Source organism: Photobacterium sp. HL06 (assembly GCF_059552575.1).
In genome coordinates, this window is sequence record NZ_CM183915.1 from 69,987 (window position 1) to 94,668 (window position 24,682).

Genomic DNA, 24,682 nt, shown 5'->3' on the forward strand with positions numbered 1-24,682 from the left:
TTTGGCCACCTGATTAGAGGTGATATTATGACCTCAATAGTTAACAGGTGATCTAATGACAAAGAAAACACGTCCAACTTTTAGTCCTGAGTTCAGATTAGAAGCTGCCCAATTGGTGGTTGACCAAGGCTACAGCGTAAAAGATGCAGCCGAAGCTATGGGAGTTGGTAAATCGACCATGGATAAATGGGTTCGTCAGCTACGAGATGAACAAAATGGTAAATCTCCGAAAGCCACACCAATGACACCTGAACAACTAAAAATCCGTGAGTTAGAAAAGAAAATTCGACGGATAGAAGAAGAAAATACGATATTAAAAAAGGCTACCGCTCTCTTGATGTCAGACTCCCTGAACAATTCTCGTTGATCGAGAAACTCAAAGAGAGCCATGCAGTTAAGCTAATTTGCAACGTGTTCAGTGTTCATCGGAGTAGTTACAAATATTGGCTAAAACGGCCTAACAGTATTCTGCCTGAGCATGTAAAAGTTCTCAGTGAAGTCCGCACAGCTCACGAGGATAGTAATGGTTCTGCGGGAGCGAGAAGTATTGCGGAAATCGTCACAGCTCGTGGAATACCTTTGAGTCGTTATCGTGCTGGTAAACTGATGAAAAAACTCGAATTGTTCAGTTGCCAGCTACCAAATCATTCATACAGGAAAGCAAACAAAGAGCATGTTGCAATACCAAACATACTCGACAGGCAATTTGCTGTTACAGAGCCGAATCAAATCTGGTGTGGTGATGTGACATATATTTGGACAGGCCATCGTTGGGCATATTTAGCTGTTGTTATGGATTTGTTTGCTAGAAAACCTGTTGGTTGGGCAATGTCGAACTCGCCTGATAGTAACTTGACTAGTAAGGCATTACGCATGGCTTTTGAGTTGCGAGGTAAGCCCAAAGGACTCATGTTCCATTCAGATCAAGGATGCCACTACACTAGCCGTAAATACCGACAGCAGCTTTGGCGTTATCAGATAACTCAGAGTATGAGTCGTCGAGGAAATTGCTGGGATAATAGTCCAATGGAGCGCTTCTTCAGAAGCTTGAAAACTGAATGGGTGCCAAAGTTAGGCTATCGAGGCTTTACCGAAGCTAAACACTCAATCACAGATTATATTGTTGGCTACTACAGCCAAACCAGACCGCATCAGTACAACGGCGGTTTAACCCCAAACGAGTCAGAACGAAGATACTGGCTTGAATACAAAGCCGTGGCCAATTTTAGTTGACCACTTCATTTATTTGACTTAATCGATCGTCCCAAAAATTCTTAACCAGCTCTAATTTGTTATTAAAACTAGGGGCGGTCTGTGTTCGATGTGCAATAGTTAGGTATATCCCAAGCCATAACGGTATCTTAAGAATCTCCTTCTTGACAGAAGGAAGCAGCGAGTACTTCTCAAATGGCGATACAAGCGCATCTACTTTTTCTTCATCTAATAAAGATAAGGTAACTTCATGTAGTGATTCCGAAATATTATCTAGCCAACTTGATAAGGCGATATCTTCATTTAGCTCGAAATCCCTCGAAGCCAAGACGATTGATATGTCAGCCCCCTCTTTACGTAGAGCAATTGTTTGCCTAACTAACTCCTGGCATATGTGCAAAGCTACATTCGAGTGGGCTCCAGTCCATCGGATAGCATCAAGTTGATCTAATATAATCACTACTTTGCTATGTTTTGATAACGCACTTAAACTGAAAGGTGGCGAGTAAGGGAAACCCAATGCTCTCCCATATGCATCTAGGTTACTTTCTGGATTACGTCGATCAAGCCTCACTGGCACGCTGATTGCCCCTATCTCACGAAGATAATTATGAAGTTCGAGGAGTAATGAACTTTTACCAACTCCAGCTTCTGCTCTGAGTAGAGTCACGGGGTTTTCTACTAACGATTCGATGATGTAGTCCAACTCCTTCCGATTAATAAGCTGATTGCATATTAAGAATGGCTGAATTGATTCATCAAACTCTTTGGATAGGTTCTCAATAACTGAAAGTATTCGTTCATCTTCGGGAATCCCCCTAGCAACAAATCCAGCTTTTTTCAGATCATGTAGTAGATGATTCGCAGTAATCTTATTGCGTAGCTTATTGTATTCGACTGGATAATATTTAAGGAACTGGACTAACTTGGTACTGCTACCACTGAACAAAGAAGAAGCCCTATCTTCTAATTCGCTCAGGTTATGCTTATTCAGATCATAACGGATAATCTTAAAGCGCTGCAAAAACAGCATAGCTTTGCCAACATCTTCTTCTGATTCAACACATAAGCCAAGGTATTCACATACTGAGCTGAAGCACTTTTCCCGTTCTTTGCTTTGTTTTACTTGATATTCGAGGAAGTCAAACGGCATTGTATTGCTGTTCAACGCACTTTCACATAAATCGCTAATTATCCGACTCGAAAGTGGTGAAACCAAGTGAAACTCTGTAGCACCTCTATCTATTTGGAAACTAGCATTTTTTAAAATGTTGGAGCTGTGGAGTTTAGATAAATGCCAGTACTCGCTATTGCCAGAGCTTGCTTTGCATTGATGGTGTTCGTATGAGCCATCATTATTACCGATAACCAAGTCGACTCCAACTTCATCATCTCCAATAGGCTCTACAACCACATAATTTATCTTTTCTTGTAACAGCTGTAATAACTGATACGCAATCCAGTTAGCCTCGTACCTGTTACCAAGCTTTTCTGCATACCCACCTGCTTCTAATGCCATATCGTCCGTTCTCAATATAAGCTTACACATCAATAAGATACGGCGTAACTCTACTTTTTACAATTGTTCTTCTATTCTCTTTGACAAATACGAGACAGATTACGATTTAATTCGCTTGTTTAGTAAGAATTGGCAGTTCGTAAAATGCGGTTCGCAAAGTACGGTTCGGGTTTTACGAACTGAGTAATTACTCTAAAAAGAGAGTTCTATGAGGAGCGAGTTTCCAACTTAGTTAACCAAACCTGCTAGCTTCATTTGCCATGAAGCGCTGGAGTTTCCAACTTGGTTATTTTTAATGAGTATTCCAAATGGTTGATTTAGAAAGCTGGTAAGTTTCCATCTTAGTTATCTGTGATCAATGATCGCAACATATCACTTTATGCAAACAGAAAGATCTAACCCTACGTTCTTTAGGAATCTTTTTTGAGAAACAGCCAGATAAGGACGCCGACGAATATAAAAACGTTAACATTAAGTAAGGTATCCACTAATTGCAGCGTCATTTGAAGGTCTCCTTTCGTAGCTCTTTGATAAAACAGACTGCGATCAGCAAAACTATGTAAACGAACGGCAAGGCACCCAATGCGATGATGCTTTTGACGGCAGCGATGCTGTTGGAGAAAATCATCACCAACCCAAGCGCTCCCAGAATCACCCCCCAAACCAGTTTAGTCTTCGTGGATGGATTGAGATCACCACCACTGGAAAACATGGAGAGTACAAACGCCGCACTGACTACGCTCGTCACCACGAAGAGGAAGGCTGCGATAACAGTTGCACCGATTGTCAGATCGGAAAACGGTAACTTATCGAGGACAAAAAATGTGGTGCTATCGATGTGATTGTCAATCACATCCAGGATTGCCACATCCGTTACCAATACCCCATAAAACCCGACACTACCAAAAACGCCGAACCAAAAGATCGAGAAAATTGACGGCACTAGAACCACTCCGAGGATAAATTCCTTGATGGTCCTACCCTTTGAAATACGAGCGATGAATACGCCCACGAACGGCGACCAGGCCAGCCACCACACCATATAGGTGAGGGTCCAGGATTGAAACCAGTTACCCGCAACCTCATCATAAAAGGTCAGAGTATGGAAACCCTGTGTCAGGACTCTTGAGAAATATTCGCCAGCCCCTCCCATGATCCCACCCATAATGTAATGGGTGGGGCCGGCGAGGATGACGAAGAACATCAGACAGCCCGCGATGACCATGGCGGTGTTAGAGAGCACTGCCATCCCCTTGCCAAGGTCAACCGTCAGTGGGCCGAGGTAAGCGATGATCAGCATCCCAAAAATAATCAAGCTGATGGTCATTCCCGATTTTTCCAACCCGAACAGAGACTCCACGCCGGCCTGAACCTGGAAAACGCCAATGGCGATGGAACCGCCCACACCGATGGCGATCGCGGTGATCGCCATGAGGTCACTGAAGCCGCCCACCCACTTCGGCCAGCCTCGATCGCCGAAGACATGCCGGATGGGAGCACTGATAAGATTAGGTGTTCCCTTACGGAAACTGAAATAGGCAATGATAAGGCCAACGGTGGCGTAGATGGCCCAGGCATGGAACCCCCAATGGAAGTCCGTGGCAAAAAGTGCATTCTGTGCCGCGTCTGGTTGGCTCATGTTAGGTAGAAAGGATTTATAGTGGAACAGAGGTTCGGCACTACCAAAATAAAGAAGACCCACTCCCATACCTGCGGCAAAGAGCATCGTCAGCCAGCTCACGGTGGAAAACTCGGGCCTGTCGTCATCCTTGCCCAGCCTTATGCTCCCGTACTTGGAAAAGGCTAACCAGATACACAGGTACACCAGCAGGCAGGCGGTCAGCATGATGAACCAACCTCGACTATTGAACATGATCCCGACCACCGTCGAAGAAAATTCCGTCAAACCAGCCGTGTCAGCAATACCCCACAGTGCGATTCCACCGGTTAAAGACAATGAGAGCAGAAGGATTGGATTCTTGAACATGAGCATTCCTTTCGGTGCTGACCAATTAAAAACGTTACCAGAGCTTCACAGGAGCAAGTATTGCCTTTTGCATCAGGCTAATATCAGGCTTTCTATAACCCATGCTCCACCAATTACTATATGCAAAAAGCGAGAGTTGACCCGTTACTTTTGCTCTTAATCACGCCGCTACTCGCTTAACACGAACTCATAACGACTGTAGCATTGGATGCGGATTTTGCACTCCATTGCCTAAACTGGTTACATATAGCAAAGCACTATGAGGAATTACTGCCTCAGTTTGTTTGCTAACTAACTTTGGGACATAAATGCTTGATTGAACTGCCCTAGCCTACTTCTTAGACAAATATGTATCAGGGATTTTGCTAATTTAGCTTTAAGCAGATTACTTGAGGTATGGGAAGTAGTGCTATTAGTTGGGGTTCACGCTTACCTGATCAACGATGCCTACTGTCTACCTTTGAATAATTGGCGTCTGGTGTGTATTTGGGAGCTAATGACACACACTCGAACGATACCGTTGTGTGTGTCCTCGATGAGTTTCAGGTTCTGCTAGTTAAACAATTCTATTTAGCACCAAAGTAGTCTTATTTTTTGCGCCTTCAGAATATATTTATAAGCCCATCTCGTGGATAAAGACTCATCACCCCTTGACAAAGAGACCACTGGTCACTTAACATGACAACACTAAAGACAACCGGTCTCTTAAGTGTCGTTTGGGGAATAATATGGATTGGCGAAGAGCAACAACTGATAAACAAAAAGACTTAAGAAAAATGGAAATATTTGAAGCTACCTTGCGTCTTTTTAAAAAGCACGGTTATGATAATGTTAGTTTCAACATGATTGCAAAGGAAGCCTGCTTTACTAAATCTAATATGTATAGATATTTCAAATCAAAAGAAGATATTTTTTTGAATATATTTGGAGAAATGTTTAAGACGTGGCAAAAGCATTATATATTGGAGCTAAGAGGACTTAATGAAAACGAATCTTACGCGATATTTGCGAAAACATGGGTAGACTCATATTTAAAGTACCCCAATTTCTTAGACCTGATACCACTTCTTTTTTTATCGTTAGAAAGAAACAGCTCATATGATCAACTATTAAAATTTAAAGCTATGTCTAAGGATTTATTACTTCAAGTAGCTATAGAAATCATAAAGATTTATCCATCCCTAGAACTAAGTAAAGCTTTCCAGTTAATAAATTCTAATTTTGCAATCACATCCAATTTTTGGGCAGCAAACTTTCAAAACGAGTCTATAAAAAAAATATATGAACACGATGATTTTAAAATCATGAAACCCAACTTCGAAGAAGATGTTACTGCCTCAATAGAAATATTTCTTAGAGGTTTGTTAATAGACGACAAAACCATTTAGGGATCATTATATGGAAATTATCAATATTGTAGTTTTAGCGCTATCAGGATTATTATTATGTTATGCGGGATTGAATAGATTGGTTAAACCAATTTCATCATTATGCCTTACAAGATACTCCCAGAATTCTGATGTAAAACTTGAACATAAATCAGATATATACAATGAAATGAGATCCGCAGGATCACAATTATTTCTATCAGGTGTCATTATTCTACTTGGGATATTTATCCCTACTGTAGAGTTTTGGTCATTTGTAATTGCTACTATAACATTCTTAGGTTATGCCTTTGGTAGAGTAGTATCACTTAGAATTGATGGCAAAGTATGTAAAGAGCTGATATCAGGTCTATATTCAGAGATTATATTAGGAACTCTAAATTTCATCTGTATGATAATTATTTTGTTGTCTATATGAATGAACGTTTCAATTTTATGTTCAATAAATAAATTTCGCTACTCTGCATTTTATACTAATACCTGTATAAAATGCAGAGTGCGGATTTGAGACGCAGTTGACTACTTGTGTAGACGTGAGTTTCAATGAACTTTTGCCAGTACTTTGAAACTTTTAGAAAACAGCCTTGCTAAATCTCACTTTTGGACAGAACCTTGTTAACAAATCAGTTGACGTAACTCGCCTTTGGACAATGCTGAGTTAGTGAGCTTGCTAAATTAGCAATTAATGAATTAAATCAAGTATGGAAAAGTCGCTTAGCCTAATGTTTAGTATTGAAGGTGCAGCTCTGGCAGTGGTGGACCGAATTATATGAACATGCAGCAACTTAAGCGTGGTAGAGAGACTCCCTATCACGCTCGTTCCTACCTGTACAGAATGATGCAACGTTGAGTTCTGTTATGAGGTATTAAACCACTTCACCAGCCTCATCCTCTTCAACAATGTCTTTCTCTAAGCTCGCGTCCTCCAACCATTGTTGCAATGAAGCGCTCGCCAAGACCTTTTGTTGATACGCTCTCGCGCCCTCAGACAACTCAATTCCGTAGGTTAGGAAACGCAGCGCGACAGGTGCGTACATGGCATCGGCAATTGACCATTCACCAAACAACCAACCATCTGGGTACTGCTGTGCTTGCTCCGACCAAATAGCGTCGATACGCGTGATATCCTTCAGTGCGCCATCACTTAACTCAACCTTTCTGCGAGCGCGAATATTCATTGGCAGCTCATTTCTTAAATCGAAAAAGCCAGAGTGTATTTCTGCTGCAATGGCACGAGCTTTAGCTCTCTCAGCAGCATCACTTGGCCATGCTTTTCCTTGTAGGTGTTGTTCATTCACGTATTCCAAAATCGCGAGCGAGTCCCATACTGTTACGCCATGATGCACCAAGTTTGGCACTTTGGCTGTTGGTGTGATGCCCTCTAAAGTTTTGTAGAAATCCTCGGTAAATAGCTTCAGCTTGGTCACTTCCACCTTCAAATTGTATTGAGAGAAGATCAGCCACGCGCGAAGTGACCAGCTTGAGTAGTTTTGGTTGCCAATAAACAGTTGCATTGAAGCCTCCATGCAGTTTGTGTTGCGATTAACTAAGGTCTGAAATCACAATATCTGATTGTTTTCTGCCGGACTAACGGATAGTTTTGATGGAATACTTCAACAAAAACGATGGGTGGATTTTTGATATGGATATCGACGCGCTACGCAGCCTTCTCGCCTTTGTGGAAACAGGCAGCTTTACTCGTGCCGCTAAGCAAATCAACCGTACCCAATCTGCGTTTAGCGCCCAAATGCGCAAGTTGGAAGATGAACTCAGCGTTAGCTTGTTTGAAAAAGACGGCCGCAACCTCGTATTGAGTGAGGCCGGATTGGCACTGCGTTCCCATGCCGAGCAGCTAGTCAGCTTACATAATCAAGCACTCAAACAAGTCAAACGATACGAGAACAAACGCCCTTTACGCTTGGGTTGCCCAGAAGATTACAACGACAACATCTTACCTAACGTCATCCGTGTATTACAGCAAACCGAGCCTACGTGTTCCATCCACGTGTTTAGTGAACCCAGCATCAGTCTGAGAGAAAAGCTCGACGAAGGAAAGCTGGACGCTGCCATCGTTACTCGTGCGCCGGGCAGTGAAGAGGGTTACTGGCTCGCCAACGACAAAGGTGTGTGGATCAGCCATCCAGATTTTAAATTAGATGAATCCCAACCTTTGCCTCTCGCCTTGTTTCAAACCGACTGCAAATACCACGCAGCCGCCATTGATTGCTTAACCAAGCGAGGCATGCCTTATCAATTGTTGGCGTGCTGTAATACCGCTTCAGCACAACGTGCCATTGTTCGTTCAGGTATGGCAATTGGTGCAATGGGAGGAATCAGTGTGACTAACGATCTTAAGATCCTCGACGACATGCCACCACTGCCTGCGGTAGATATAGTTTTGATTACCGGCATTGAGCCTCATCCAGTGTTAGATAAGGAATGCTTAGCGCAATTGCTTGAATTGATGCCAGCACAGGACGTTTGATCTCGTCAAAGACTGGTAGCTTAGGCATTTCACCGAGTTCTTATAATGCAAACAGTCGTTTAGTACGTTGAGAACCTAGCACACGCCCCTCGGATAATTTCTGGTATAGCAAAGCGCCAGAGATCTTCATCCATCATCTACGAATGCGCTCTTCTAATACTGTATGAGTGATGATCCGAGTCAATTTCGGTAATTGCTCAAGGCGGTTTCGCAAGTCGTTTAATTCTACTATTCCCTCCGCTTCTGCAAAAATCATCATATCCACTTCCCCAGAAGTACTGTGGCAGCTTCGAATCTCGCGATAAGGCCGAAGAATAGCTTCGACTTCATCACAGCAACTCTGGCTAAAGGATAATTGAAAATAGGCTGCAACCTTGCTTTCAAGTGATTTTAACTCTGCTCGATACCCCAAGATCAGTTGCCGATCTTCCATCTTGTGAATACGTTCCGATACAGCACTGCGAGATAGGCCCACTTTTCGTGCAATTTCCGCATTAGATTGGCGTGCATCATCGCTTAGGCAGGCTAAAATTTTCTGATCAAACTTATCCATAAATCCGCTTAGATCTTAACATCCGAAAATTACTAGAAACAGGCAATATAACATGTCCGTTAGCATGCCTGGCGATTCGTCAGCATAAACAACGAATCGCTGGTTAATGATGGCGACTTGTCTATCTGCATTTTTGTCTTCTTACATTAACTTAGTACTCAAATATTAATCGAACACAATCATGGAGTATATGAGATGAAAATAACTTACGTTGAATCACCAGAGGGGTTGCTACCTGAAGGGAATGAATGGGAAAAGATAAAACAACAGATAGCTTCTGAAAAGCCTGATGTATTAGTGACCAATGAAATGCCTTTTGGAAAATGGTTATCTGTGAGTAGCAACTTTAACGCCCATTGTGCAGAAGAGTCTATTTCCGCTCATGACAGTGGTATAGACGCATTAAAGAAACTTAATATTCCTCTTGTTCTATCCTCCAGACCTGTTAAATGTGAAGGCATGCTAGCAAACGAAGCATTTGCTCTCCTCAGTGGTGAATACCGTTTTGCGCACCAAAAACATTACTTCCCCGAAGAAGCAGGCTTTTATGAGACAGCTTGGTTTCGTACTGGTCAAACAGGTTTCGATGTCATCAAAATCGATGAATTAACGGTGGGTTTTCTTTTGTGTACGGAGCTGATGTTTAATGAATGGGCTCGGTCTTATCGACTCCAAGGCGCTCATTTACTTGTTGTACCAAGAGCTACGGAGCAAGGTGTTGAGCAGTGGAAAACAGCAGCCTCAATGGCAGCCATAATTTCTGGTTGTTATGTTGTCAGTTCTAACCGTGTTGGAAAAGTTAACAGTAATTTGATTTTTGGAGGCAAAGGATTTGCTTTTGCACCAGATGGCTCGTTGATATCAGAAACCTCATCAGATAACCCTGTGGTTTCTTTTGATCTCGATTTCAATTTCGTAGAGAGACAACAAAAACAATATCCGTGTTATGTACGTGAAACAGGGCCTAACCAAGGCTAATCATCCCTAATAACCATGCATTCAGGTCATTTTGCGTAGTGGCTCGCAACTGGGAGGAAGCCAGCATCACTCAATGCATGCTGGCCTGGATGTCTACGCTGAGGGAACTACAGCATAAGGCCACCGCTCGCTTGAACAATTTGGCCAGTGATCCATCCAACGCGATTTCCGGCAAGTAATAATACCGCATTTGCAATTTCTTCAGGTTCACCTGGACGCATGATCCAAAGCTGCTTTTGATGAACCATATGCGGCTGAACCTGGCTCCTAAAGTGGCCGACTTGGGTTCAAATCACCACAAGAATTTATCAATAAATACCTATCGATTTAGTTGCACTTTAAACTTGAAACTAAGTGCATACAACCTACGATGAATTATCAGTATTTTACTCTTTATTGCGTTTAAGACATTCAAAATATGTAATTTAAGCTATATATACACTCAGGCTTGATATCAGGTAATTACATTCAATTATTTACTAGCTAAATATAGTGATATTATTTTTTTTGTTTCAGGTTTTGCCTTCAAACCCCACAGGCACAAACTGGGACTTATTCCTTAAAAATCAACGAATTAGATAGAAACACACATCAACACGATTTATTACTGTATCTCTTGAGCGTTAGGTCCATATTGTCTACAATAGCGCACTTTATATTTACTATAAGTCACGAACATGAACGACACTAAATCGCAACCAGCTTTACCAGATCGCCTTTCGGGTAATCCTCGTAGCCCACACCATGTGGCAGAATGTTTCGAGCACAACATTGGTATTCGACTTAACGGCAAAGAGCGTTTCGATGTCGAGGAATATTGCATTAGTGAAGGTTGGGTAAAAATCCCATCACCTAAAGCGTTGGATCGTCGCGGACAACCTCTTCTGATTACGCTAAAAGGTACTGTTGAGGCCTTTTATAGCTAAGTAGTTTTAATACCACTTACTATCATCACTAAAAAGGGCCTATAAGAAATTTAGGCCCTATGTATTACTAAAATTGACCACTACACAGCAGCAATCTCGTTCCAGATGCATTTGATCAACTTAATAATGTCAGTTTTAGTTGTATATTTTAACTATGCCTGTCCAGTAAAATTATTGTTCGCTTCAGAATCAAGAAACTGGTTAACCAAGTAGCCGTTTTCAGCGTACAATTCAATTCCGTCAAAGCCCGCTTCAATCGCATTTAATGCTGCTTGGCGGTGTTCATTATTGTCTGTTCTTTCCAGCACATTCATACCCAATACAGTGGTATAAAACTCGATCGATTTCTCAAGGCAGTGACTCTTAACATCGTGTGTAAAAATTTCATATATCGCCGTTTGAAACGCGTCACCGCACTTGAAAGTAAATAGGCTGAGTAGTGCGTTTTGATATTGGATTAGCTTCGATGAAGAGAATGTACAGCGAACCGGAGCAAACACAAAATTATCAATTACTATAATCTTGATAACCACCAGTTATGATTTGAGCTCGTAGAATATAATTAACGGAAGCGATAATTTGATATGCAGTAGCCGACTGAGTACACAAAAATGGCATTATCACGAACAAACAGATCTCGACCAGTTTATGCTTTACTAAGTAACTACCCTGTATGAGGGGTGAATTGGCGCTTTCAGAGGTGCCTGTGCCTTGGCAAGGTCATACATGAAAAAGGTGAAGCATGACAAATAAAGATCTAATACAGCAAGCATATGGCTGCTTTAAAAACAATGATTTATCATCACTCCCCCTAATCAAGAGTACGTTTGATAACCCCTTAGGATACAAGGATTCAAATCAGATAGCGCATTTCTTTATTGTCAACATGTACATTAGCATCAACGACGAGCTGGCCAAGTATGACACGCCGACCAAGCTCAACATTGAAATGAAAATGCATGCCGGGTTGATGCGGGGGAAATTTATCGACGACCAGATAAGCGCTACCTGTCATTTCGATGAAAAGGGAACCATTGACTCTTTCACTTCTCACGGCGGCAGACTGAACGTGGACTTTAAGCATGTCGAAGAACATATAAACCAATGGCTGGCACAAGAAGCTGCAAGTAAAAATGCATATTAGGATCAAACACGTAATCCTTGAGGTCTCTGATCCCAAGATAATTTCACCAACTCTATCAAGAACCTCGCCCAAGACTATATGGGCGGGGAATCGTCACAATCAGTTGCTCGCTAATAAATAAGTTCGAAACTGCCTTCAATCTATACAAACCATTGATAAATTGTGCTGTTTTGCAGCAGTCGATACACTTACAGTTCTAATCATCTTGTATCAACTGTAAAGTAACCCAAATACTACCTTCAAAGGCTAACGGCCTGGGTAACAACTGTAATTCAAACAACTTAAAGCCCCCTTTCTATTCAAAATACAATGCTAACGAAGCATCATATACTGTAATAAACGGGTGGATTTGCAAAGAAACATAAGTGAAAGCCATATGAAATTTGATAAAGATGTAATTGACAGCCTTGACGAACTAGAGAATTTTCTACTGTCTGTTGAAAATGGTGGACTGGGTCTCACAAACGTAGCAGGTGTTGCTCTGGCTACCAACAACGCCGATGGCCGCCCTTTCGTTGCAGTCTTAGATGATAAACATCAACTGATTCTAGGCCGTTGGGTGACTCAAGAGGTTTACGAAAATGGTAAAGATCTTGTTCGTCACGGCCCGAAAAAACACATGCACTAAGCCTTTTTTGCATCACACAGCAAAGTGGCAAACAACCTATAGTCCTAGTTTTATCAACGCCACCAGATGCAGCCTGGTGGCGTACTCAACCATGAATATCTATTTCACCACTACAACATTTGGAAGGTAATAATCTGTAGTCATTGATTTTCTTCTTGCTGAGAGAAAATCAACTTTTCACTCTATTGTTGATTAAGCATGCCCCAGCAATCGGAAGTTCCAGTTCTCCACCTCACCGGTTTCAAGTCGCAGCTCGACTTTACTCATCCAGCTTTGCGATAAACGATCTTGCTGCTTTAGCTTGAGGAGTCCTTCTTGGTTCAAAGGATCACCAAAATAATACTCACAGACCTCTTGCACTGTCATGGCGTTTTCCATTCTCTCCACTAGCACCAGAGGTTCATTTACGTTCACCCTACCCGGTTGGATCACCCGATAGAGCCAGCCGCAACGGCTGATGTCCTGCATGTCGACAGAGAAGTTTTCCACGCCCCAACGCTGGTTAAGCTTGAAGCATGGTGAACGAGGTTGGCTGATTTCAATGATGGCCTCACCCCATTGGTAGCGATCACCAAGACAAACATTGTCTTCCGACATACCCTCTGAGCTGAGGTTTTCACCCATTCCCGGCGCTTGCCACTGTGAATCTGATTGGTATTTATTCTTCCAGTAAGCATAATGCTCCACGGGATAATGATGAAGCGCACGCTCAACACCGCCATGGTGTTTCTGATCTGCGCACTCATCACCTTCTAACCCTTCTGCCGAAAGGTAAATATCCTCTTGAACAAGAACCTTATCAATTGCCGTTACCATGCCAAAACGATGAGCCACCTTGCCGCGAAAGACACCTCTTAGAGAATGCTTTTGTGTCATACCAACCTCCTTCTGTTTTTATTTTCGCGATAGGCTACCATCAGTCTGTCCCAATAGTCGCCCAATATTTCGTTCGCACGAAATAACTCTTCCTACATCAAGGCACTCTATGAGAATTTCCGCACCACACCGCAGCAGTTCTGAACAGAGGGGAATCACCAATACCATTAACTCAATGTTGGCTAGCCAAGAAGATGCTGGATAATACACTCGATATATTGCCCTCCAAATTATCCCTAATCATTTAAACTGCGCCTTAATAATATTGCAGTATCTCCCCTACTATTACGCTCGCCCATACATTTTCTCAAAATTGGGGATCTGCTTTTCCCAAATTGGCACATCTTCACCGACGATTGACTTAAGTGTATCAATGAACAGTTTAGTTTTGATGGGTGCATCTCTGTGGGGATACACGGCGTAAAAAATACCGAAATCATCTAAATGAAGCTGCGTCATTATCGGGATGAGCTTGCCTTCCAAGATTTCATTTTCAATCATCTGTGCCGTTACTACAGCTAGCATATTCCCCGCAGTGGCAGTTCTCGTCACCATCTCAACATCATTCACTTTATAAGCAACATTCAATTGAAGGTGCTTGCCTTCTTTATTGTGATCGAAATACGTAAATTTATCGATCAATAGCCCCGGTGCGGAGTAAACAGCAGCAGGCAAAGATTCCAATTGCTCAACAGTTTCTATTTCTCCATGCTTTTTAATAAACTCGGGGGATGCAACAATCAATAACCTATTACGAGCAATCTTTCTGGTGATCAGACTAGAGTTTTTCGGCTTACCGATGCGAAAGCCAATGTCAAATCCTTCGCTTATCATATCCATCATTCGGTCTTCTAAACGTAATTCGACGTCGACTTCTGGATATCTTTTCTGAAAAGCCAGCACGGCTCGTTGAACATACTGCCGACCAAACAAGGTAGAGCTGGTGATCCGCAGTACACCTCTCGGTTCAGCATGATAATTTTGAGCCAGCCGATGAGTATCATTTAACAGGACCCGTAACGATTTTGCTTGGTTCACCATTTCATTGCCAGCCGCGGTTAAAGATAGCGATCGTGTTGTTCGGTTTAGCAAACGTACACCAAGTTCATCCTCTAATCGGCTTATATGTTTCGAGATAACGGATCTATCTACATTTCTCTGCTCGGCCACTTTAGTAAATGAACCAAGTTCCACCACTTCAAGTAGCAGCAATAATCGGCTAGAAAAATCCATACCTCACCTTTTGTTGCATTTTTGGCACCAATGATATGAAGATTTGACCATTTTTCTTCATCGATGACAAATTTATAGTAGCAACACATTGAGGGCGTACACTGATAAAGCCCATTTAGACAAATGAGGAAGGCTTCATGAACAAATTATCGATTACCCACAACAATGGCATTGCAGTCGTTACTATCAACAATCCACCAGTGAATATTTTAACGATTGATCTAATCAACGAAATTAACAAATTTGTTTTGTCACAAGAAGGAGACCGCGATACAAAAGTGGTGGTATTCAAATCACTTCACGAGCAGTTCTTCTTGGCTCATTTAGATCTACATGTAATCAACGGAACTCAGGGTGGCCAAGCTGCATCTATTGAATTTAATCATATGATTGCCAATATCAAGGCAATGAAGCAGTTATCTGTCGCCGTGGTTGACGGCGTCGCACGTGGGGGCGGTAATGAGTTCATAATGTCGTGTGATTTGGCATACGGCACGGAAAACGCCGCATTTGCTCAGCCTGAAATTCACGTAAACATCCCTACTGGTGGCCAAGGTGCGGTGCAGTTCGCGAGAAGACTCGGTAAAGGCAAAGCACTACAAGCGCTGCTGCTTGGTAATGATTTTAGTGCTCAGCAAGCAGAAGCGTTAAATATTATCACTCAATATGTACCTAAAGCGGAAATGGACGACTTCTTATCCCAGACTCTGAGTGTCATTAGCCAATTAGAAGTACGTGATATCCTGATGTACAAAGAGATCATCGAGACTTCAATAAAAGATGAAAGTGCGGGTACTGAGCTAGAGTTGCGCTACTTCCTTGAACGAGCAAAAGAAGAGAAAACCCAGGCTATTATCGGCGCATTCCTAAAACATGGTGGCCAAACGGAGCGCGAAGCAAAAGACATCCAGGGTATCTTTGTAGACACAGCCGCTGAGCTTGCTAAATAAGCGCAATCTTAGCCGCGCTAAGGTAGCCGCAACAAATTGTTCGGCTACCTTTGAGATGAAATCAGATAAAAGCCAAGCCATTAAGCCTGTAACGCTCGTCATCAGAAATTTCCAAGCATAGTCTTCATTGATACCAATCTGGCCATAAAAAAATGGTCATCAATCGTTTAACGGATCTTGTGGCCTAATGACTAGGTTACTTGACACTGGCGACATAACAGTCCCTATTGAAGCTATCATGATGGTTACGATGCCGAGGCATTGAATAGGTGTAAGCACCTCTCCTAATATAATGAAACTAACAATAGCACCAACAACAGGCTCACCACTCGTCAAAACACCATACGTTTTTGTCGGTAAGTCTCTCAAAGCCATCATTTCTAATATCAAAGGGATCGTACTCGATAACAATGCAACAAAAACACTTAAAATGAGTAAATCCATATCAATGAGACTGATAGATAGTGTTTCAATACTGATCGGAAACATAAATACCGAAGCAACAATTAAGCCCAAAGCGGGTGCTTTGCGTCCATGTTGTAGGCCTGCTTTTTTCCCGGCAATAACATAGCCTCCCCAAAAGATGCCTGCAACCAATGCATATAAAACACCGATAGAATCAAGATTAGAAACACTTGTTGAGTTAGGAACTAAAAGGTAAATCCCTAAAGCTGCTAAGACAACCCATAAAAAATCAGATCGTTTTTGTGAAAAAATAACAGAAACGAATAACGGCCCAATTAACTCAATGGCTAGTGCTACCCCAACAGGTATCGTTTTGATGGCTAAATAAAGAAAGAGATTCATCCCAGCGATCGTGATGCCATAGGCAATCACAGATCCTATATTGTTACTGGTTAACTTCACGTCCCAAACACGCAATCCAAAAAAGAGGAGCACGGCAGATATTGTTATTCGCAAAACAGTAACACCTTCGGGACTTAAAGATGAGAACATGGATTTAGCTAGAGATGCCCCTGCGGTTATCGAAATCATTGCCAAAACTATCGCCGATAAAGATATCGCAATCCCATTATGAATAAACTTACGTTCCATGATTTTCTCGCCTTCCACATTTATGATGTACGAGAAAATTTATCATTATGATAAGATTATTATTGACATTATTGAGCGTTTGGTGATAAAAATTATCACAGCTAAGTCAAAAGGATTTTGAACCTATGGACGTTATCGATTACAAAATTTTAGAGCAACTGCAAATAGATGCTAAATCGTCAATGAGCGCCTTAGCCGACAAGGTAGGGCTTTCAGAGCCCGCATGTTATCGCAGGGTAAGGCAATTGCGTAAAAGCGGCTTAATCGAACGAGAAATTGCGATAGTCAAGCCTAAGAGCATGGGTTGGCCACTGAGCATGATGCTATTAGTTACATTAGAAAGAGATCATAGTTCGATAGTTAACCAGTTTTTAACTAGGGTAAATAAAGAGCCTGAAATCATAGACTCTTGGTACGTTACTGGAGACTTTGACTTGGTTTTACAAGTGATAGCAAAAGATATGGAAGCGTTTGATGATTTCACCCAACGGGTATTGCATAAAGATGACAGCGTAAAAAACTTTAAGACGTTAGTCGTGATGAGGCATTCCAAGGTAATTGGCCCTATTCCTTCTTCATTTTAAATTGATGATAAGATACTTATATGTACTGACTTATAAGCAACCTAGCACCTATGACTCAATCTAATCAGACAGTCAATTGAACAAGGGCTGGCAACAAGGACTGGCAACAAGGACTGGCAGTCGCTAACTCGGTAAGGGACAGAAGTGAATGAGAGTTAATGACCTAATGACGACCTTCCTCTTAAGTAAAGTATCTCAAACTAAGCTGTGTCATTCACTACATCAGGCTATATGAGATACATCAAACGCTCGCAAACGGGAAGAAGTAAGTGTCAGTGTTTGTTAGTTAATTTTGAGTCATGTAAAAAATGATGGCTGTGATGCTTAACCGTCAACATCTCTGATGTCACCATCTATCATGCTTCGGGATAAATTATATGCATAAACATTTATCACATCGTATTTTTTGTGAGTGTGATCATAAACTGTTGATGGTGGTATGAGATATGTTTTATTCGCTTTTGTATAAGTTGACTCAGTAATTACGGTTTTCATTATTGGCTTAAGAGGCTTGTAACGCACAGCTTATTGTAGGCGTTAGGTTATTCAATCATTATCACCAATGTTATTGAATAAATATAATTTGATGTAATAGTGCCTAAATATTAAAAGGGTTTAGTATGTGCTTTGACGCAAAATTAATGTCTGCTCATAGTGAATTAGAACGATGTGGTATATGGAAATCAAATTTCAACCCACCATATGTTCGTTGGTTTAGAAAAATGGGCTTCAAGTTACGCCCATTCCACTATAACTCCTTTACAATGAATCTTATGGTTTCATTTTTTGGGTTTGGAGTACCGTGGAGTGTTTTTATGGCACTTGTTGTTTGGATACCATTTGAAATACCTCTGGCTGATATCATAATACCTGTCTTAATCATGACAGTTGGCTATAGCTTTTCTGTCGCAATTTATGCTGAATGGAGTAGGCGTAAAAATAGTATTTCAAAATGGGATGACTTGAATTCTAAAACCCAACAATGATGGTTAAGTAGATTTACAACAGCGGATTTACCATAACACCCGTAATATACACCACGACACGACTTTCAGGCCGCAGAAGCAGCCAAATCTCAGATTGAAACGATTTGGCATACCTAACCAAGATTACCAAATCTAGCCCAAATCACAGTTAACACGATATGAATGAGCTACAGCTCTAACTAAAAATGAGGCAAAACCTTATCAGCCATGTTCAAGCACCTCCTGCTGCAGTTCTAGCGGGAGAGGAGTGTAGTGGTCGAACTCCATGGAGAAGAGAGCACGCCCTTGAGTGACAGAACGTAACTGAGTCGCGTACCCGAACATTTCCCGTAACGGCACATGCCCTCGGATCACTTCAATACCGCCCGAACGGGATGTTAGGCCTTCTATTTCTCCACGTCTGGCGCTCAACTGGCCCAACACGTCGCCAGTGAATTCCTCAGGCGTTGTCACCTCCACCCGGCATATTGGCTCTAGCAGAATAGGCTCCCCCTTACATACTGCAGCGATGAAGGCCTTGGCTCCTGCAGTCCGGAAGGCTTGATCACTAGAGTCCTCTTCGTGAAAGGAACCGTTTTGTAGGGTCACACTGACATCCGTAACGGCATATCCACCAAGAACACCGCAGCGCGCCGCCTCTTCAACCCCTTTTATAACGTCAGGGATAAATTCACGAGGAATAGCGCCACCGCTGATTCGGCTTTCAACAGAGATACCGCTGCCTGGTTCTCCAGGCTCGATATCCAGCACCACGTGGGCATATTGACCTCGGCCACCGGTTTGTTTGACATGGCGCGCCTCGAGTTGGAAGACCGGTTGGCTGATCGTTTCTTTGTAAGCGACTCGGGGGTTGCTGGTTTTGACTTGAATATCGTGTTCCCGTTGTAGGCGATCGACAATAACCTGAAGATGCAACTCCCCCATGCCCTCCAGGATAGTTTGACCGGTATCCTCATCGATGTGCGTCTTGAAAGTGGGGTCCTCTTCCGCCAAATGGTGCAGAGCCAGGCTGAGTTGCTTCACGTCCTCATGGTTTTTGGGCTCTAGGGCAATATTGATCACCGGTTCGGGAAACTGAATCGATTCCAGTAAGATAGGCTCATCCCCGTCACAGAGGGTATCACCTGTATAGGCGGTTTTCATGCCCAGCACTGCATCGATATTACCGGCCGAAATCTGATCCAACGCTTCGCGATGGTCGGCATACATCCGTACTAGGCGGCCGAGCCGTTCGCTCTTTCCCCGAGTAGCGTTGTATACTCGGTCCCCAGGTTGCAGCTTCCCAGAGTAGACCCGCAGATAAGCCAGATGGCCGACATAGGGGTCAGAAACCACCTTGAACACAAGCGCGGCAAGTGAGGTTTCTGAGCTTGGAGCTCGTTCAGAGGACGTCTGGGTTCGAGGATCGATCCCAACGACAGGCCCTATATCCAATGGGGATGGGAGGTAGTCCACCACGGCATCGAGTAACGGCTGGATCCCTTTATTCCGCAATGCGGCGCCACATAAAACCGGAAATAGCTGATTGGCGATAGTGGCCCGGCGTAGTGCGCTCGTCAGTGTTTCAAAATCCAGCTCCTCTCCCTCGAGATAGCGTTCTAGCAATTGGTCATCTGTTTCCACCACCCGTTCTAGCAGCAAGGCGCGCGCCTGCTCTGCCCGTTCCCTCAAGCTAGGTGGGATCTCACCCACGTCGGAAGTGGCCCCTAACTGATCCGGCCAGCGTATCGCTTGCATCCGTAACAGGTCGATCACCCCCTCGAATTCCGTCTCTGCCCCGATAGGGATCTGCAGGACGACGCATCGGGCTCCCAGGCGTTGCTCAATCATATCTACGGCGAAGTCAAAATTTGCACCTAGCCGGTCCATTTTGTTGACAAAACAGATGCGTGGTACACGGTAGCGATCAGCTTGGCGCCACACCGTTTCACTCTGCGGTTCCACGCCATGAACCGCATCGAAAACCACAATTCCACCATCAAGCACCCGTAGTGCCCGCTGGACCTCTGCAGTGAAATCGATATGACCGGGGGTGTCGATCAGGTTGATCTGATGCTCACGCCAGCTGGCTGTGATGACGGCGGAAACAATCGTGATCCCTCGCTCTTTCTCCTGAGCCATCCAATCGGTCACCGTCGTACCGTCGTCCACGGAGCCAAGACGATGGGTTCGTCCAGTGTAGTAAAGTATCCGCTCTGTGGTGGTGGTCTTACCGGCATCGATATGGGCAATGATCCCAATATTGCGCAAGACCTCGAGTTTTGGCGTTTTTTTACCTTTGCCGACATCCTTACGAACCCGCTCAGTGCTCATGGAAACCTCGTAGAGAGCTTCTCTTAGGCCGATTATGTACAAAGGATAGTGCAAACCATAGACATCAGCGCACTAAGGGTTGGTTTTAGTGAACCGGCATAGCATTCAACTTTAACAGCAATCTTAGGCATATTCATTGGCTATAAAGTGAACGAAGATAGGGAATTTAAACGATGCTGTATTACAAGGGAAAGAGTAGACGACTGCAAAAAAGAAATCATCTACCAATTAGTGCTAAGTGAAGCCGTTACATATTTTCAGTTCGTTCATTGATACATTCATACGAACCCATTTCAAACTCTCGGCAAATCCATGGCCGATTTTCGTAGATTGTACACATCAAGGTATCGCGGTCTAAGGCAGAACACCACCCATCGTCTAAACGCGCCATGACCTCCCCTCCCCACACATCAGTTGCAATATGTTCCTCTGGCACACCGGTGTCAGTAATAATCATAACTTCTAAACGACAACAGCAAGCTTGGCAGTTGGCACATGTGACTTCAGGTTCTGGCAGATTTGTTACTTTAATGGTCATAGATAACTACAGTACGCTCAATTACCGACATAGTACTCTAAAACGGCCACTTTCACGAAATCATTTGGACCTATACGCTGGTTGCCCTGCGCCTTCAATAAGTTGTGCCACGCTGAGCCAACAGAGCACACGGAATTACATACCAAAACCGCCAACTGTAATACATTACCTTGATTGCATTGTATGGATAATAAACCTGACTAAAGGTTACATGGTATTGAACAACTTTAACTCAACATTTAGCTTGTATAAGAACATGCAAAGAACCATGTTGAGGGTTCTAGCACAAAAGAAAGGAATATATTGTTATGTCAGCTTTGCTTTTCTAACCAACCTAAAACAAGTGTCCACAACTGACTCGACTTTCGGCTAAAAAACTTCATATGACCAATTTCATCCAAGTTGTACTCTTGGGGGGATAACGTCAGCGTTTCCGCCTTTACATTTTCAAACACTGTCAGCATATCGGCTACGTTAGCATCTATCGCGATATCGTCATCGGTTGCATTAACCCATAAAGAAGGCGTTGTGAGTTTGCTATACAGGTGGTTATTTATAGTTTTGCCAAAAGCTGTTTTTACATAGCCTTGGCCATTACACCACTCACGCCATTGCTGGGCGACGGCTTTAGGCAAAGGCTCCCCCATTCCAACCAACTGCGATTTCGTATAGCCAAAAATCAGGTTACTCATAGGGATAAATAGGTTCATAAAGAAATGAGCCTTCAATAAATAAGGCATTTTCATGTTTCTTAACTGACCGGAAGAGCAAGCATAATTGAAAATTGAACTGAGCTCTTCTGCATTGTGCATTAAACCGACCAGTTGACCACCCGCGCTATGACCAATCAGGTGATAGGTGCTTTCTGGATAGGTCGTTTTGAGAAAGTCGAGTACTGCTGGCATATCCTGCTCTCCCCAACACTGCAATGAGGCCTTATTCGCACTTATATTTCCTGATAAAGATTGTCCAATACCACGGTTATCAAATGTAATAGAGGCGTAGCCATTCTCAGCCAAAAAACACGCAAAGCTGTTATAAAACTGTCTTTTGACACCGGTTGCGGGGCAGACCAATACCGCCCCTTTTACTTCAAGACTCGGTTTATAAAGAGTGGCAGCAAGTTTTTGACCATCTTGACAATAAACATCTATTTCATCCGTGCAAAAAACATTCATTAAATGGCCGCCTCTTGATACATATGCATGGCATTCATATAACATTAAACTCAAGGTCTGACCAGTGATAATCACCTAACCTGTGGCCAAATTCACTACGCCATCACTGCCGTCTATGATCATGGCTTTACCAATGCGCACACAACCTCCGTCAGGGAACTGCATCGATAATCATCACCCAGCGTTGATTTCATTTTTGTGCCATCCAGCAACAACGGTTGCTGCCAAAGGTAACGCATCTTGACGACTTCCCGCATCATCGGGTTGAACCAAGATATGGGGATAAGTGCCCACCAAGGAAACTGTTTAGATTTGACAGGCAATTTGAGCTGTTCAAATGCAGATAGCCACTGTTGATGTGTCGTCACAACACCTGGCTCATGCCATACATTAAAACCACTTTTATCATGGTCAAGAAGGGATACTGCGTTTGCAGCGACATCCGGCAACCAGGCGAAACTGTGCTGATGAGGGCCGGATGAGGGGTTGGCAAGAGTCCAACCCTTTTTTCCACGCACCAACAGGTGGTTAATCGTGGCGCTTTCCGAATTTTTCACGATAAAGTCGCCAATGCGAACCAGCGTAATAGTGGCGCCCCGTTGACTGGCCCGCTCCAGCCGCTGTTCCATACGCTGACGAATAACGCCCTTGTCCGTTACCGGACATTGTTCAGAGGTTTCAGAAATTGTCGGCGTTTTGCTCGGATCAAACCCATAAACGTTGCCGGGAAACAGAACATGCAACGATCGCTTCTCGGCTACCTGTGCCGTGGGTTCTAACATCGCTTCGGCTTTTTCATGCCAATCCGTATAGATCGGATTAGCGCCGTAAACAATCAGGTCAACATCTTCAGCGGCTTTGTCAACATCCTTGATTGATCTGCAATCACCCTCAATAACCTGACTGCAAGCCAGCCAGCTGGGACATTTCCCGGGGGATCGCATCAGGACTTTTATGGTCCAACCGCGATGGAGTAGCTCTTTAGCGACAGCACTTCCAAAGGCTCCGGTGCAACCAATCACCAATGCGGATTTCATCGATGCGGGGAAAGTCTCAGGATTATTGAAGGATGCTTTGCTTTGATAAGTAGTATTCATTGGATAACACCTTTGTTCATTTAAGTTAATGCCAAGTATGGTTATTCCTATTTGTTTATGGAACACTCGTTTTAGCATGGTTGCTATGCAAATATGAATAAGCATTGTGGGTATTAAGGCAATGAACAAATTACAGTGGAATTGGATACAGAGCTTTATCGAAGTGGCTCATTCCGGCAGTCTTTCCAAGGCCGCCCAAACATTGGGAACCTCTCAACCAACGTTAAGTCGGCATATGACAGCCCTTGAAGCGAGTCTCAAGGTGGCATTATTTGATCGAAGCACCCAAGGGCTGAAGCTTACCGAAGCGGGGGCGCAGTTGCTTGAATGTAGTACGCCAATGCAGGAGGCGGCCAACAGCCTTTTGCGCACAGCCTCAGGCGTTAATGTCTCTCTGGCTGGCAATGTTCGCATAAGCGCGAACGAAGTCATCGGGCTTTATTATTTACCGCCATTGATCGCTGAATTTAACGACCTCTATCCAGAAGTACAGGTTGAAATTGAGATTTCCAATAAGGCCACCAGCTTATCAAAACGTGATGCCGACATCGCTTTGCGCATGTTTCGCCCCACCCAGCCAGATTTGGTAGCCAGGCGATTGCCAGACATCCCCCTTCGTTTTTGTGCTAGCAGGCATTATCTCGACAGACATGGGCGTCCCCAATGCGTTGATGACCTCGCATCACACCGTATTTTAGGGTTTGATCGTGACCCGCAAATGATTAGGGAAGCGAAATCCCTGGGAAGGGATATCAAGCCCGAAGATTTCTTGAACAGAACCGACTTTTTACCGCTACATATTGAAATGGCACGTCAGGGTGCAGGCATTTCGATCACTCACTTTTCAATCATCAAACAATTTCCTGAACTCGAAATGTTACTCACGAGCACCCCGATTCCCAACTTGGAATTTTGGCTGGTGTGCCATGCAGATGTACAACACAACCGTAGGATCCGGACTATGGTGGATTTTTTGGCAGATCGATTGTAGCGGTTCCCTGATAGTATCAAGTTCATCAATTTTATCCGGCTATTGACACTTCGCCGAATG

24 protein-coding genes and 1 pseudogene are annotated in these 24,682 nt (G+C 43.4%); 12 read left to right on the top strand and 13 right to left on the bottom strand.

The window, feature by feature from the left end; genetic code table 11:
• The first annotated feature begins 55 nt into the window (after window positions 1-55).
• Window positions 56-1,233 (top strand): IS3 family transposase gene (locus AC51G0_RS18870; RefSeq protein ID WP_496303191.1). Its coding sequence is split into 2 segments (ribosomal slippage): window positions 56-314 and window positions 314-1,233, totalling 1,179 coding nucleotides; the frame shifts between segments, so codons are not numbered across the junction.
• Here the strand turns inward: AC51G0_RS18870 and AC51G0_RS18875 are convergent.
• Together AC51G0_RS18875 and AC51G0_RS18880 are read right to left on the bottom strand one after the other, a co-directional pair.
• Window positions 1,226-2,731: a hypothetical protein gene (locus tag AC51G0_RS18875; protein ID WP_496303192.1), complete on the bottom strand. Its 1,506-nt coding sequence runs from the start codon at window positions 2,729-2,731 to the stop codon at window positions 1,226-1,228. The two genes, AC51G0_RS18870 and AC51G0_RS18875, sit on opposite strands and share 8 nt — an antisense overlap.
• A gap of 499 nt (window positions 2,732-3,230) precedes the next feature.
• Window positions 3,231-4,718, bottom strand: a complete 1,488-nt coding sequence (locus tag AC51G0_RS18880; protein ID WP_496303193.1) for a BCCT family transporter — start codon at window positions 4,716-4,718, stop codon at window positions 3,231-3,233.
• Window positions 4,719-5,446: 728 nt separating this feature from the next.
• On the opposite strand from AC51G0_RS18880, the gene AC51G0_RS18885 reads away from it, so the two are divergent.
• The gene (locus AC51G0_RS18885) at window positions 5,447-6,106 is read left to right on the top strand and encodes a TetR/AcrR family transcriptional regulator (protein ID WP_496303194.1); all 660 of its coding nucleotides are present in this window, start codon (window positions 5,447-5,449) and stop codon (window positions 6,104-6,106) included.
• Between the two features lie 10 nt (window positions 6,107-6,116).
• Window positions 6,117-6,524 carry a DUF4345 family protein gene (locus tag AC51G0_RS18890; RefSeq protein WP_496303195.1) on the top strand — a complete coding sequence of 136 codons (408 nt, stop codon included), beginning with the start codon at window positions 6,117-6,119 and terminating at the stop codon, window positions 6,522-6,524.
• Window positions 6,525-6,972: 448 nt separating this feature from the next.
• Here AC51G0_RS18890 and AC51G0_RS18895 read toward each other — a convergent pair whose 3' ends face one another.
• Complete coding sequence (locus AC51G0_RS18895; RefSeq protein WP_496303196.1) at window positions 6,973-7,620, bottom strand: glutathione S-transferase family protein; 648 nt, start codon at window positions 7,618-7,620, stop codon at window positions 6,973-6,975.
• 128 nt (window positions 7,621-7,748) lie between these two features.
• Between AC51G0_RS18895 and AC51G0_RS18900 the strand changes: the two genes are divergently transcribed.
• A complete protein-coding gene (locus AC51G0_RS18900) occupies window positions 7,749-8,591 on the top strand; it encodes a LysR family transcriptional regulator (RefSeq protein ID WP_496304252.1) in 843 nt (280 codons plus the stop codon).
• A gap of 133 nt (window positions 8,592-8,724) precedes the next feature.
• Here AC51G0_RS18900 and AC51G0_RS18905 read toward each other — a convergent pair whose 3' ends face one another.
• The gene (locus AC51G0_RS18905) at window positions 8,725-9,144 is read right to left on the bottom strand and encodes an Lrp/AsnC family transcriptional regulator (RefSeq protein WP_496303197.1); all 420 of its coding nucleotides are present in this window, start codon (window positions 9,142-9,144) and stop codon (window positions 8,725-8,727) included.
• Between the two features lie 195 nt (window positions 9,145-9,339).
• Here AC51G0_RS18905 and AC51G0_RS18910 point away from each other — a divergent pair, with 195 nt between their 5' ends.
• Window positions 9,340-10,122, top strand: coding sequence for a carbon-nitrogen hydrolase family protein (locus AC51G0_RS18910; protein WP_496303198.1), 783 nt, complete (start codon window positions 9,340-9,342; stop codon window positions 10,120-10,122).
• A 107-nt stretch (window positions 10,123-10,229) separates the two neighbouring features.
• Here the strand turns inward: AC51G0_RS18910 and AC51G0_RS18915 are convergent, their stop codons facing one another.
• Window positions 10,230-10,343, bottom strand: coding sequence for a hypothetical protein (locus AC51G0_RS18915; RefSeq protein WP_496303199.1), 114 nt, complete (start codon window positions 10,341-10,343; stop codon window positions 10,230-10,232).
• A 456-nt stretch (window positions 10,344-10,799) separates the two neighbouring features.
• On the opposite strand from AC51G0_RS18915, the gene AC51G0_RS18920 reads away from it, so the two are divergent.
• Window positions 10,800-11,048: a DUF3297 family protein gene (locus AC51G0_RS18920; RefSeq protein ID WP_496303200.1), complete on the top strand. Its 249-nt coding sequence runs from the start codon at window positions 10,800-10,802 to the stop codon at window positions 11,046-11,048.
• 173 nt (window positions 11,049-11,221) lie between these two features.
• Here the strand turns inward: AC51G0_RS18920 and AC51G0_RS18925 are convergent.
• Window positions 11,222-11,362 (bottom strand): annotated as a pseudogene (locus AC51G0_RS18925) (oxidoreductase); the annotation flags it as partial.
• A gap of 428 nt (window positions 11,363-11,790) precedes the next feature.
• Here AC51G0_RS18925 and AC51G0_RS18930 point away from each other — a divergent pair.
• Window positions 11,791-12,192, top strand: coding sequence for a hypothetical protein (locus tag AC51G0_RS18930; RefSeq protein ID WP_496303201.1), 402 nt, complete (start codon window positions 11,791-11,793; stop codon window positions 12,190-12,192).
• Between the two features lie 376 nt (window positions 12,193-12,568).
• Complete coding sequence (locus AC51G0_RS18935) at window positions 12,569-12,820, top strand: hypothetical protein (protein WP_496303202.1); 252 nt, start codon at window positions 12,569-12,571, stop codon at window positions 12,818-12,820.
• A gap of 192 nt (window positions 12,821-13,012) precedes the next feature.
• Here AC51G0_RS18935 and AC51G0_RS18940 read toward each other — a convergent pair whose 3' ends face one another.
• On the bottom strand, window positions 13,013-13,696 hold the full coding sequence (locus AC51G0_RS18940; protein WP_496303203.1) for an MOSC domain-containing protein: 684 nt from the start codon (window positions 13,694-13,696) through the stop codon (window positions 13,013-13,015).
• Between the two features lie 285 nt (window positions 13,697-13,981).
• Window positions 13,982-14,929, bottom strand: coding sequence for a LysR family transcriptional regulator (locus AC51G0_RS18945; protein WP_496303204.1), 948 nt, complete (start codon window positions 14,927-14,929; stop codon window positions 13,982-13,984).
• A 137-nt stretch (window positions 14,930-15,066) separates the two neighbouring features.
• On the opposite strand from AC51G0_RS18945, the gene AC51G0_RS18950 reads away from it, so the two are divergent.
• Window positions 15,067-15,879 carry an enoyl-CoA hydratase/isomerase family protein gene (locus tag AC51G0_RS18950; protein WP_496303205.1) on the top strand — a complete coding sequence of 271 codons (813 nt, stop codon included), beginning with the start codon at window positions 15,067-15,069 and terminating at the stop codon, window positions 15,877-15,879.
• A 159-nt stretch (window positions 15,880-16,038) separates the two neighbouring features.
• On the opposite strand, the gene AC51G0_RS18955 is transcribed toward AC51G0_RS18950, so the two are convergent.
• Complete coding sequence (locus AC51G0_RS18955) at window positions 16,039-16,935, bottom strand: EamA family transporter (protein WP_496303206.1); 897 nt, start codon at window positions 16,933-16,935, stop codon at window positions 16,039-16,041.
• Between the two features lie 125 nt (window positions 16,936-17,060).
• On the opposite strand from AC51G0_RS18955, the gene AC51G0_RS18960 reads away from it, so the two are divergent.
• Window positions 17,061-17,519, top strand: a complete 459-nt coding sequence (locus tag AC51G0_RS18960; protein WP_496303207.1) for an Lrp/AsnC family transcriptional regulator — start codon at window positions 17,061-17,063, stop codon at window positions 17,517-17,519.
• A gap of 620 nt (window positions 17,520-18,139) precedes the next feature.
• Window positions 18,140-18,505: a DUF6404 family protein gene (locus tag AC51G0_RS18965; RefSeq protein ID WP_496303208.1), complete on the top strand. Its 366-nt coding sequence runs from the start codon at window positions 18,140-18,142 to the stop codon at window positions 18,503-18,505.
• A gap of 201 nt (window positions 18,506-18,706) precedes the next feature.
• On the opposite strand, the gene fusA is transcribed toward AC51G0_RS18965, so the two are convergent.
• The 4 genes from fusA to AC51G0_RS18985 form a co-directional block, all read right to left on the bottom strand.
• Window positions 18,707-20,818: an elongation factor G gene (gene fusA / locus AC51G0_RS18970; RefSeq protein ID WP_496303209.1), complete on the bottom strand. Its 2,112-nt coding sequence runs from the start codon at window positions 20,816-20,818 to the stop codon at window positions 18,707-18,709.
• 247 nt (window positions 20,819-21,065) lie between these two features.
• Window positions 21,066-21,356, bottom strand: a complete 291-nt coding sequence (locus tag AC51G0_RS18975; RefSeq protein WP_496303210.1) for a YkgJ family cysteine cluster protein — start codon at window positions 21,354-21,356, stop codon at window positions 21,066-21,068.
• Between the two features lie 311 nt (window positions 21,357-21,667).
• Window positions 21,668-22,534 (bottom strand): alpha/beta hydrolase family protein, encoded by an 867-nt coding sequence (locus AC51G0_RS18980; protein WP_496303211.1) that lies wholly within the window; start codon window positions 22,532-22,534, stop codon window positions 21,668-21,670.
• Between the two features lie 119 nt (window positions 22,535-22,653).
• A complete protein-coding gene (locus AC51G0_RS18985; protein WP_496303212.1) occupies window positions 22,654-23,631 on the bottom strand; it encodes an NAD(P)H-binding protein in 978 nt (325 codons plus the stop codon).
• Window positions 23,632-23,752: 121 nt separating this feature from the next.
• On the opposite strand from AC51G0_RS18985, the gene AC51G0_RS18990 reads away from it, so the two are divergent.
• A complete protein-coding gene (locus AC51G0_RS18990) occupies window positions 23,753-24,622 on the top strand; it encodes a LysR family transcriptional regulator (protein WP_496303213.1) in 870 nt (289 codons plus the stop codon).
• Window positions 24,623-24,682 lie beyond the last annotated feature (60 nt).

What these genes read in the sequence shown, in the direction of transcription:
- AC51G0_RS18875 (WP_496303192.1), bottom strand. Translation starts at nt 2,731, where the DNA reads ATGGCATTAGAAGCAGGTGGGTATGCAGAAAAGCTTGGTAACAGGTAC.
- AC51G0_RS18880 (WP_496303193.1), bottom strand. Translation starts at nt 4,718, where the DNA reads ATGTTCAAGAATCCAATCCTTCTGCTCTCATTGTCTTTAACCGGTGGA.
- AC51G0_RS18885 (WP_496303194.1), top strand. Translation starts at nt 5,447, where the DNA reads ATGGATTGGCGAAGAGCAACAACTGATAAACAAAAAGACTTAAGAAAA.
- AC51G0_RS18890 (WP_496303195.1), top strand. Translation starts at nt 6,117, where the DNA reads ATGGAAATTATCAATATTGTAGTTTTAGCGCTATCAGGATTATTATTA.
- AC51G0_RS18895 (WP_496303196.1), bottom strand. Translation starts at nt 7,620, where the DNA reads ATGCAACTGTTTATTGGCAACCAAAACTACTCAAGCTGGTCACTTCGC.
- AC51G0_RS18900 (WP_496304252.1), top strand. Translation starts at nt 7,749, where the DNA reads ATGGATATCGACGCGCTACGCAGCCTTCTCGCCTTTGTGGAAACAGGC.
- AC51G0_RS18905 (WP_496303197.1), bottom strand. Translation starts at nt 9,144, where the DNA reads ATGGATAAGTTTGATCAGAAAATTTTAGCCTGCCTAAGCGATGATGCA.
- AC51G0_RS18910 (WP_496303198.1), top strand. Translation starts at nt 9,340, where the DNA reads ATGAAAATAACTTACGTTGAATCACCAGAGGGGTTGCTACCTGAAGGG.
- AC51G0_RS18915 (WP_496303199.1), bottom strand. Translation starts at nt 10,343, where the DNA reads ATGCGTCCAGGTGAACCTGAAGAAATTGCAAATGCGGTATTATTACTT.
- AC51G0_RS18920 (WP_496303200.1), top strand. Translation starts at nt 10,800, where the DNA reads ATGAACGACACTAAATCGCAACCAGCTTTACCAGATCGCCTTTCGGGT.
- AC51G0_RS18930 (WP_496303201.1), top strand. Translation starts at nt 11,791, where the DNA reads ATGACAAATAAAGATCTAATACAGCAAGCATATGGCTGCTTTAAAAAC.
- AC51G0_RS18935 (WP_496303202.1), top strand. Translation starts at nt 12,569, where the DNA reads ATGAAATTTGATAAAGATGTAATTGACAGCCTTGACGAACTAGAGAAT.
- AC51G0_RS18940 (WP_496303203.1), bottom strand. Translation starts at nt 13,696, where the DNA reads ATGACACAAAAGCATTCTCTAAGAGGTGTCTTTCGCGGCAAGGTGGCT.
- AC51G0_RS18945 (WP_496303204.1), bottom strand. Translation starts at nt 14,929, where the DNA reads ATGGATTTTTCTAGCCGATTATTGCTGCTACTTGAAGTGGTGGAACTT.
- AC51G0_RS18950 (WP_496303205.1), top strand. Translation starts at nt 15,067, where the DNA reads ATGAACAAATTATCGATTACCCACAACAATGGCATTGCAGTCGTTACT.
- AC51G0_RS18955 (WP_496303206.1), bottom strand. Translation starts at nt 16,935, where the DNA reads ATGGAACGTAAGTTTATTCATAATGGGATTGCGATATCTTTATCGGCG.
- AC51G0_RS18960 (WP_496303207.1), top strand. Translation starts at nt 17,061, where the DNA reads ATGGACGTTATCGATTACAAAATTTTAGAGCAACTGCAAATAGATGCT.
- AC51G0_RS18965 (WP_496303208.1), top strand. Translation starts at nt 18,140, where the DNA reads ATGTGCTTTGACGCAAAATTAATGTCTGCTCATAGTGAATTAGAACGA.
- fusA (WP_496303209.1), bottom strand. Translation starts at nt 20,818, where the DNA reads ATGAGCACTGAGCGGGTTCGTAAGGATGTCGGCAAAGGTAAAAAAACG.
- AC51G0_RS18975 (WP_496303210.1), bottom strand. Translation starts at nt 21,356, where the DNA reads ATGACCATTAAAGTAACAAATCTGCCAGAACCTGAAGTCACATGTGCC.
- AC51G0_RS18980 (WP_496303211.1), bottom strand. Translation starts at nt 22,534, where the DNA reads ATGAATGTTTTTTGCACGGATGAAATAGATGTTTATTGTCAAGATGGT.
- AC51G0_RS18985 (WP_496303212.1), bottom strand. Translation starts at nt 23,631, where the DNA reads ATGAATACTACTTATCAAAGCAAAGCATCCTTCAATAATCCTGAGACT.
- AC51G0_RS18990 (WP_496303213.1), top strand. Translation starts at nt 23,753, where the DNA reads ATGAACAAATTACAGTGGAATTGGATACAGAGCTTTATCGAAGTGGCT.